This is a genomic window from Planotetraspora silvatica (genome assembly GCF_016863315.1).
GTDB lineage: Bacteria > Actinomycetota > Actinomycetes > Streptosporangiales > Streptosporangiaceae > Planotetraspora > Planotetraspora silvatica.
Window position 1 is genome coordinate 1 of record NZ_BOOQ01000080.1, and the last position, 9,599, is coordinate 9,599.

The 9,599-nt window shown below is 60.8% G+C and carries 6 protein-coding genes and 1 pseudogene; 4 read left to right on the forward strand and 3 right to left on the reverse strand.

What is annotated here, in order from left to right; translation table 11 throughout:
• Window positions 1-38: 38 nt before the first annotated feature.
• Both Psi02_RS39575 and Psi02_RS39580 read right to left on the reverse strand, forming a co-directional pair.
• Window positions 39-1,162: pseudogene (locus Psi02_RS39575) on the reverse strand (IS630 family transposase).
• 91 nt (window positions 1,163-1,253) lie between these two features.
• Entirely contained in the window at window positions 1,254-3,383 is a 2,130-nt protein-coding gene (locus Psi02_RS39580; protein ID WP_203981059.1) for an nSTAND3 domain-containing NTPase, read from the reverse strand.
• Between the two features lie 108 nt (window positions 3,384-3,491).
• On the opposite strand from Psi02_RS39580, the gene Psi02_RS39585 reads away from it, so the two are divergent.
• Window positions 3,492-4,433: a nucleoid-associated protein gene (locus Psi02_RS39585; RefSeq protein ID WP_203981060.1), complete on the forward strand. Its 942-nt coding sequence runs from the start codon at window positions 3,492-3,494 to the stop codon at window positions 4,431-4,433.
• A gap of 228 nt (window positions 4,434-4,661) precedes the next feature.
• On the opposite strand, the gene Psi02_RS39590 is transcribed toward Psi02_RS39585, so the two are convergent.
• Window positions 4,662-5,426 carry a TIGR02391 family protein gene (locus Psi02_RS39590; protein ID WP_203981061.1) on the reverse strand — a complete coding sequence of 255 codons (765 nt, stop codon included), beginning with the start codon at window positions 5,424-5,426 and terminating at the stop codon, window positions 4,662-4,664.
• Window positions 5,427-5,947: 521 nt separating this feature from the next.
• On the opposite strand from Psi02_RS39590, the gene Psi02_RS39595 reads away from it, so the two are divergent.
• The 3 genes from Psi02_RS39595 (at window position 5,948) to Psi02_RS39605 (ending at window position 9,501) form a co-directional block, all read left to right on the forward strand.
• On the forward strand, window positions 5,948-6,304 hold the full coding sequence (locus Psi02_RS39595; protein ID WP_239095545.1) for a nucleotide pyrophosphohydrolase: 357 nt from the start codon (window positions 5,948-5,950) through the stop codon (window positions 6,302-6,304).
• A gap of 105 nt (window positions 6,305-6,409) precedes the next feature.
• The gene (locus Psi02_RS39600; protein ID WP_239095546.1) at window positions 6,410-8,320 is read left to right on the forward strand and encodes a DUF2075 domain-containing protein; all 1,911 of its coding nucleotides are present in this window, start codon (window positions 6,410-6,412) and stop codon (window positions 8,318-8,320) included.
• Between the two features lie 374 nt (window positions 8,321-8,694).
• Window positions 8,695-9,501 carry a hypothetical protein gene (locus Psi02_RS39605; protein ID WP_203981063.1) on the forward strand — a complete coding sequence of 269 codons (807 nt, stop codon included), beginning with the start codon at window positions 8,695-8,697 and terminating at the stop codon, window positions 9,499-9,501.
• The last annotated feature ends 98 nt before the right edge of the window (window positions 9,502-9,599 follow it).

The following is a 9,599-nucleotide window of genomic DNA, read 5'->3' on the forward strand; positions in this document are numbered from 1 at the left end:
CTAGTGCTGTGACCGGAAACGATCACCGGGTTGGGCGGTCAGGCCGCGGCCGTTGATAGCGGTCGGCCGCCCCAGCGGATGCGTTTCTCGCTGCGGATGCGGGCGCGTTCACGCCGCTGTGCGGCCAGGACGTCGGGGTGGCGGGCGTTGGCGTTGCGCCAGCGTAGGTAGGCGTGCAGGGCTCGGGTCTGGACGGTGTGATTGGGGTGGCCGGAGTTGGCGATGGTGAACTGCCGTAGTGGGCCGAAGTGGGCCTCGATCGGGTTGGCCCAGGAGGCGTAGGTCGGGGTGAAGCACAACTCGACCTTGTTCTTGCTGGCCCAGGCGCGGATGCGCCAGTTCTTGTGGGCCGACAGGTTGTCCAGGATCACGTAGATCGGCCCACGGTCGGGGCGGGCGGCTCGGATTGAGCGCAGTGCCGCCCAGGTGTGGTCGATGCCTTTGCGGCGCCGGTTGATCCCCCACATGTGGTCGTCGCCGACGGAGTAGCAGCCGTGGAAGTAGGTGATTCCGTGGGTGCGCCGGTAGGTGGCCGGCAGCCGGTTCGGCCGGCCGCGTTTGGCCCATCCGGATCCGGCGGTGGGGCGGATGCCCAGCGGGCCGAACTCGTCGAAGGCGAACGTCCTGGTCGGGCGGTGGGTCAGGGCGTATTCGATCCGGTCCAGCTTGGCGTCGAAGTCCGGATCGGGAGACTCCTTCCACGTCTTGGTCCGTTGGAAGGTGATCCCGCGGCGGGCGAGCAGGGCGCGTAAGGATTCCCGGCCGATCCGCAGCGCCCGGCCAGGAAGATGGTGCAGGTAGGCGGCGAGCTTGCGGATTGACCAGCGGGTGAAGGGCTGCCCGAGTTTGGTAGGGCGGGTGGTGGCCGTCTGGACGGCGAAGTCTTCCTCGTCGTCACTGAGTAGGCGGAGACGGCCTCCCGCCCACTAGGGGTTTAGGCAGGCCAGCCCGATCTCGTTGAACCGGTGAATCACCTCCCGCAGGTGTCTTCATCGGCGGCGACCAGACGGGCGATGACCGGGACGGTGTTACCGCCCGCTGAGGCCAGCAGCATCATCGCCCGCCGATACCGCACCGAACTGGTGCTCCCGCGACGCACGATCTGCTGCAGTTTCTGCCCTTCCTGATCGGTCAGCCTGCGCACCCTGACCGGTTCTGCCACCAACGACTCCCTCCGCCAACCAGATGTGTCCTCACATCCAATCGGCGCGGCCATCGGCGCGCGAACCCGGTGATCATTTCCGGTCACAGCACTAGCGCCCCTGCGCAAGGTAGTCCGCGTGTTCAAGGACGGTGTCTATGTCGAGCTCATGGCCATAGAGAGACGCCCGCGCTTGCAGGTCGTGCGCACTGTCCCTGACAAACTGGGCGTCTCGTTCATCATAAAGATCATCGATCTCTTGCATGATGATCCGATAGGCAAGCGGTCGAATTGCGTCTGCAACCACTGGCAAGGTCACTTCGGCAGCGAATGCCTCATAGGCATCGAGATCCCCAACAGTGCGCGTGCTGGCGGCGGCTGCCGTCGCCAGCCGCTGAGTCACCTCAGCAAGTCCTGACGACGGCGAATGCCTTGCGAGTTGCACGGCTAGGGCGAACCCGTCAGATGCGGGTATCGTAACGAGATCTCTTATCTGCTCCCCCACGAGCTCCGTGAGCCAACGCGAGTCGTCAGCAGATCCGTAGAGGCCTATCAATGCAGCGGACGTCACCAGCAACCTCAGCCGACCCTCGGTGGTCGTGGAGCTCGCCACGTCCTGCTCCGTGAAGAGTCGGATCTTTTCAGCGACGACTCCGCGGCGCCTCTTCATGGCATCGGCTATCACCGCGCGGCGGACGAGGGGCGGAACACCGGCGTCAACCCAAAGATCGCCAGAAGCGCTCGCCAATTCCGCAAATTGCTCAAGCATGCGCGCCCGCTCCACACGTTCGCCAGCCATGTCGCTGTCAAGGTCGAGCCTGCCAAGAATGTAGTCACGACAACCTGGATGAGCGAAGGCCAGGGCGCGCGCGGTCGGCGGCCCGCTCACCATGACCCACGTCGGCTCAAGCGACCGCCAGGCGTCTCCCCATGCCGTCGCTGAGCCCTGGTCTCCGACGAGAGCACGCAACATCTCGATCGAAACCGGACCCGGCTTCATTGTTGCCATCGTCAAGATAATCTCCGTGGCCAGCAAGTTGAGCACCGCGAAGCTGGCGAACCACACAGTCTCGGGAAAATCGAGGGCAGCCATGAGCGCCGACAGTGCATCATCCGCGGTAGTTGCCGCGTCGAACCTGTCGCATATCACTTCGATCAGGTACGGGTTGTATGAACGATGCCTGATGACACTAAGCAGCCGCCGATCCACACTCGCAGCGCTTAGCTCTTCTTCCGGGAGGCCAGCAAAATAGAGATGGTTCAGCACCACCTGCATACGCGTGGGCTCATCCCAGTCTGAAAGCTTGATCAATAAGCGGCCGGTGTCATCATTGGCGATGCGTTGCAGAGACGGGGTCGCCGCGAGCACGGCTTGCTGAAGAACCTCCACCCGGGTCGTTATGATCAGACGTTTATTGGCATCCTTCCTGCGGATAATATCCCTTATAAAATTGGTCACACCTGGAGCCTCGGACTTTGCATCCAATTTCAATTCTGCTTCGCCAAGGAAGTCGTTGTAAATGAACAGTTGAGGTCTTTCATCGTTTCGTATGATCGACCATGCTTGCTCGATGTTGGACACATGCACAACTTGCCACCCGCTGTGAGCACGCTGCAGCGCAACCATGTCCGCAAGATAGGTTTTGCCCACCCCAGGCGCCCCGCTAACGACGCACACTCCTTCATTGTCAAGCAGGGAGACAACCTCTGAGTAGGAGGAAGTCTCCACCCAGAACTTCGCACGCTCGGCGATCGCGCTCAGCTCCGCCTCTGAACGATTCCAACAACCGGCATTGACGATGGATTCTAAGACTCCGCTGGACGATAGCCAGAGCTTGGGATGCCTGCGCTCCACATCACTATGCTTCCCCAGCGCCGCGTTCAGTCGTTCGGGACCCCAGACGTCTTGCTGAGGAATACCCAGAACACGCATCACCTTCTCCTCCGTCGCGGCCGACATAGGATGCGAAGTCACTAGAATGTATCTCGCCGCCGACTTTCTTCCCTCTTTTTCCGCCTCCTTCTCAACTGCAGCGATGAACTGGGCTTTATTCGATTTCCGATAATGTTTGCATTGCACAACGATGCGCCTTCCGTCCCCAGCGACCTGCAGGAGATCGACTCCCTGATCACGACCTTCGGGATAGCTGTGAAGGTCGAGCTCCAGATCCTCATTGAGCAGGTCGCATGTGAACCGCTCAAAATCCGTTGCCGAGAGAGTATGGAAATCGTAGTCAGGCAAGACGCGCACCTATACTCGAACACATTCGCGAATAGATCGTTGGTCCCAGGTATTTGATTACCGTGAGGATAAGTACCAAGATATTACGCAGCCGAAGAAGGGTTGGCCTTGGACATCAGCCTCATGACCTACAACCTGGTGGCCCGCGACAGCAGCCATCGAGACCCCCAGCTCCAGGAGATCGATGGCAAGGTCATGGATTTCCTCGTGGAGCATGTGGACCACATCCAGAAGATGGCGGAGAGTCCCGACTCTGCCCCTCCAGGCACCTTCGCCGACTCTGAGGCAAAGGACATCTTCCAGGCCCTCCATGCGGGAACCGCTGACGGCTTTCGCGCCTCTGTCCAGGTCCTGACGAAGCGACTCACCGACCGAATGAACAGAACGACCAAACCCGGGTTGCTTGTGTGCCTGCGAGCCGAAAACGACGGTGAGCGCTTGGCCGCCGTCTTGAAGCTGGAGATCCTGGAGCCGACCGGGGCGACCCTGAAACAGCTGGATTCGGGCGAACTTCGTCTCTCAGCGGTAACCGACATGCTGGAAAAGCCCGGCGACCTTCAGAAGGGCGTCCTGGTAACAAGCAAGCTCCCAGCAGATACGGCGATCTGCATTGACAAGCTGCACCGGGCCTCAAAGTACTTTTCTGAGGCGATGGGCATCGTCTTGTATCCCCGGCCGAAGGAGGCAATGTCTGCCTTCTACAGCGCAGTGGAGCAATGCGCACCGGAGCTCATGGGGGCCATCGTCACCGCCCTGCCCAAGCTCGAGCCGGGCCCGCCGCAGCACGTCATTCCCGAGCTGGCCAAACATGTCTCTGGCATGGAAGCCCGGTTGCAGACAGAGCTGATCTCCCGGCTCGAGCGAGCACCCCACCCGGTGACCCGCATCGATACGACCCGATCCATCACTCGCACCATCAACGCCGACGAGATCATCGTGAAAGGCCCAGTAGAGGCCATGCAGCAGGCGGTCGAGATCACCGAGAAGGCTGAGGGTGGCTGGCGAATCGTGATCGAACTTGCCGGCAAGCCGAACGTGTCGTACCGGTAGCGACTCCACAGCCAAGCAAACAACTCATCTGCACTACTGCTTCTGCCTTCGCGGACCTGGCGATGCCAGGACCGCAGCTACGCGCACGCTGCCCTCAACACGCGGCGGCCTTCGTCCGAGCCAATCCTCCACTTAAGCGCCACAAAGCGGAACCTAATGACCGCGAGACCCACGTGCATCTTGTCTAGACCGACAAGGGACCACACCTGTCCCGGCCTTAAGGCCAATTCACGTTGGGGACAAGGCGTCGCGCACCTGGATGGGAGTCTTGGCATCGACACTTTGCTCATCGAGCGCCTCTACTTTACAGGTGTCCACCCAACGCGCCAGGACACTGAAGGACGCCAGATATTCCAGAGCTTCTTGCTCATCCCAATCAAGGGTGTGCTGATGAACTGCAATGTTGCGGATCCCACTGAAACACCCCGACGCGAATGCCACAGCACCATCTTGGCGGCTTCTCCAAGTTTCTGTACTACGGTCTCCAGGGAACCGAAGACGTGGTGCACCAGACTTGGGATCTTCGCGTGTAAAGGCTTGCTTCAACAATGCGCCCTCTGATATATCCTTCCTCCCCAGCTTCCTTTGCGCATGAGCGCTGATCGCCCTTGCTGCTTGCTCGACCGCCTCGCGATAGTGACCAGCGTCCCAGAAGGTCGAAGCAGCATCCCATACCCATGAGTGCAGTTGAGCGGCCCGGATTGAAGGCCCGCCGAGGTAAAGGTTCTCGTCCACTTCCTTCTGGTCAGCGAGGATACCCAGCGCGATATTTACGTCCTGTGCAATTTGCCACCGCTCATCCCAGGCGAACCCACCAATTAGCCTCGGATCAACACGGCGCATAATGCTATGCGCGGTCCTGGACAGTCTAAGTACGACTTGGAGTGCCTCTACCACGGCATCATGGTCTCTATCATCAACCAGGGAGCGCTCGTAATCGCGAATAGCGTCGAGGTAGTTCTCCAGACGCTCTATGCACCACTCGGTGTTCACGGCGCAAAGCATATCCAGCTGTGATGAAAAGTGCATCGGGTATTTTCTCGCGACCGAGCAGCTGTGGCGTGGTGGTGCGGCACTCGGGTGAGAGTTTCAGCTCAACTCGCCGAATCCCACGCCACAGGGCCTACCCCTAGCGCCCCACCAGAGCCTTTGCCGCTAGGCACAAGCAAGCGCTCCATCACAACACCATGCCGAGCCAAGGAGCCTGATTAGAGCTGCGAGTGTGACCGTCCCGGCCAGCGCATACACGTCCATATGCAGACGCCCGGAAACATCCGAGGGGCGGCGCCGGGAGGCCCTCGTCGACTTCGCCCGCCGCCGCTCCTGCCTGTCGGCACTTAGCGCGGGACATGCACGGGATAGCGTCTCAAACGCCACGGTGTTTGTGAGGCATTTACGCAGGTCGCACCGGAAGTCCAGGAGTATCAGACCGAGCTCTCCTACTGCGGATGGTGCAGCGGACCAGCTTGCCGAGTCGAGATGCTGTTGGTGCTCAAAGCAGTACGGTTACAGAGGTGACGACCGACCTGAATCAGCTGGCCGTGCGGCTGCAGGACTTCGCAAGTGCACGGGACTGGGAACGGTTCCATACGCCGAAGAACCTGGTGATGGCCCTCGCCGGCGAGATCGGCGAACTGGTGGCAGAGTTCCAGTGGCTGACGCCAGAAGAGTCAACAAGTCTGGAGCCGGCAACCTTCGACCGCGTACGGTCTGAACTCGGCGACGTAACCACATACCTCGTCCGCCTCGCCGATCTCCTTGGCATCGATCTGGTCGGGGCAGCCAACGCCAAACTGGACGAGAGCGAGCGTCGTTACGATGCTGATCTCTACCGTGGTTCCGCGAGGAAAGCGCCTCCACTAACCTCTTGATGACCATGTGATGCGGCCCGACGGGCTTCCACGCTTGTACGGCTAACGCCAGAGTGGATACGCCCCCACCCGCACGAGTTATCTCGTGCTGCCTGGGGGAAGCCTGTGACGGCATTACGGCTGTCTGTGGAGAGCCTGATTGCCTCGCCCAACGAAGCGGCGCTTGCCGAGCAGATCAGCGAGCACCTGCGGATGACGACTGGCCGCGGCCCCTCCCCCTCCGAAGCGAGGTCATGGGAACGGAGCCTTCCCGCACTGGCCAGAGACCTCGCCGACGCAGGGCTTAGCAAAGTCGAGATGCTGGTCGAGTACAAGCTTCCATTGACCAGCAAGCGCGCCGACGTGGTGCTGGCCGGCGTGCACCCGCGTACCGGCGAGGACTCCTACGTCGTCGTTGAGCTCAAGCAGTGGAGTCGCGCCGAGCCGTCCGAGCAAGGCGAACACCTGGTCATAGCGGACGGTATGCCGGGCAGGGAACTACTCAACCCGGCCGAACAGGTCCGGCGCTACTGCGAATACATGACTGATTTCCTGAGCGTGCTCAAGGATCGGCCGCAAGCTGTGCATGGCGTGGCATACCTGCACAATGCCATGGACCTTGATGTGGACGGCTTACACGACCAGGTGCGGGATGAGCAAAGCAGGCTCTTCACCAAACAGCGCCGCGGCGACTTCCACAGATACCTACGTCAGCATCTAACCGACACACCCGGCGCCGAAGCCGCTGACCGGCTACTGAGCAGTCCAGTCGCACCCAGCAAGCAACTCATGGCCTACGCGGCCAACGAGATTCGCGAGCGGGAGCAATTCACGCTCCTCGATGAGCAGCAGGTTGCCTACGAACTGGTTCTGGGCGCGGTAGACAAGGCACGCCGCTCTGATTTCAAACAGGTCATCATCGTCACCGGCGGCCCCGGCAGCGGCAAGAGCGTCATCGCCCTGTCTCTGCTGGGTGAGCTCTACCGGCAAGGCAGAACGGCACTACACGCGACTGGCTCGCAATCGTTCACCCAGACCATGCGCCGATACCCCGGCCGCGGCAGCACGCGGATCAAGAACCTTTTCATGTATTTCAACAGCTTCGTTGACGCCGAGCAGAACAGCCTGGACGTGCTGATCTGCGATGAAGCGCACCGCATCCGCGAAACATCTACCAACCGCTTCACCCCGGCGGCGAAGCGCGGCGGCCGGCCCCAACTAGATGAGTTGATGACCGCTGCCCGGGTGCCGGTCTTCCTACTCGACGAGCATCAGGTCGTGCGGCCCGGCGAGCTTGGCACTGTGCAGGCCATCGAACAGTACGCGCGGTCACGTGGTTACGCGGTCAACCGCGTCTCCCTGGACGAACAGTTCCGCTGCGGCGGCAGCCGCAAGTACGAGCAATGGGTCTTGCGCCTGCTCGGCCTTGAGGCAGGAGGCCCAGTGGCCTGGAACGGCGACGAGGACTTCGAGGTACGGCTCGCGCACTCTCCTCAGGAGCTTGAGGCAGCGCTCCGTGCCTCTTCCGGAACTACTCGTATGACCGCTGGCTTCTGCTGGCCATGGAGCGACCCACGACCCGACGACTCACTCGTGGACGACGTCGTCATCGGCGCCTGGTCACGACCCTGGAACGTCAAGAAGGACCGCGCCGTCGGGGATGCGCCACCTAGCATGTTGTGGGCAACGGAACCGAGCGGCTTTGGCCAGGTCGGATGCATCTACACCGCCCAAGGTTTCGAGTACGACTGGTCCGGCGTCATCATCGGCCCCGACCTCGTAGCCCGGAACGGGTCCCTCGTCACAGTGCGTGCTGAGAACAAGGACCCTGCCTTCAAGAGCAAGAAAGCCGTACCGGATACCGATTTCGACGGGCTCGCTCGCAACGTCTATAAAGTCCTGCTCACCCGAGGGATGCGTGGAACCATTATCTACGCCGTAGACCCAGCGACCCGCGACTTCCTCGCAAATCTCATCCCCTCCCTCGGGGCCTCGGCGCTCCCGGATATGCCTATTCCCATAAGTAAGTCACGCTAGATAATCTGGCAAATCGGTCCGTCTGATAACCCCGAACCGCACCTTCTCGGCCGAGTCGATACCTAGGTTGGAAGCGACAACCATATAGGCCGTGCGCTTACGCAGCTCGGAGAGATAGGGGGACGGACGTGCCATGACTCGACCCTTAGCAAATATCATGGCGGATCCCCCAAAGACTGGTCATCTGCGCCCCGCAACAACGACCCAGAACAGAATCACCGGCTCGACAGGACAACAAGCGGTCAGGTGCTCATACTGGGCGCTTTCTGGGCCAAATGATCATAAGATTAAGGTCCCTGCCAATTTTGCCCCGGTATCGACTGACCGGATGGGGGCGTTGCAGGCCCCACCACTGGTCGCCGCACGCGCCCGACATGATCGAAACCAACATGGAGCCCCACATGATGCTCTTGGATGATCCGGACCAAGCGTCGACGTCGCTGAATTGGCTGACGGTCGGCGCGTCTACCGTGGGCTCCATCGCCGCGGCTGTGATCTCGGCGTGGATCGTCTCGGCCTTTATCACAAGAAGGGAGATGGCCGAGTCCCTCCGGCTTCAAGGCCAAAAAGAAAAGACCGACCGAATCAGAGAAGAAGTTCTTCGCTGGTCCAACCCCATCCTCAGTGCTGTCCAAGATCTCAGAGGCAGACTGAAGAACATCATTCACGACGATGGCTACGTCGCGCTGGATCCTGGCTTCGAGAAGCAGGGAAACTGGTCAATCACACACGACTACATGGTCCGCTCGACGTTATACCTGTTCGGGGTCTACTTCGCTTTCACCGGAGCGATGCGTGATTCGCTCAGCTTCGAGTTGTTCGAATCGCAGGCGGAGAAGGAGAAGATGCTGGCGGCGCTCGTCAATGTGGGTCGAACGCTCAGTGATTTCCCCGCGAGCCATGGATGCTCAGGACAAGATAGCCAGGTCTTCTATATCCAGCAGCGTGCGATGGGAATGGAGATGCTCAGCGAGCACGATCGGCACCAATGCATCTCATACCCCGAGTTCGTGCGCAAACTTCGTGAGGCCGACTTCGTCGACACCTTCGCACCGCTGGAGCAGCTTGTCGTGAGCGTGTCCCCGTCACCCACCGACTGCCGGTGGCTCCGGCTGCACGCGGTCGACAACGCTCTCGCCGAGCTTGAAGCGGTCTGTCGTATGGTCTTGCAGGTTCGTTAGCCTCAAAGCGTAAGACCTAGGTCAAAGGGAACGGAGGAGACGTCCTCCCGCCTAAGACCGCGCGACATGACCGCGTCCCGGAGGCGCCCCCTGCCTAG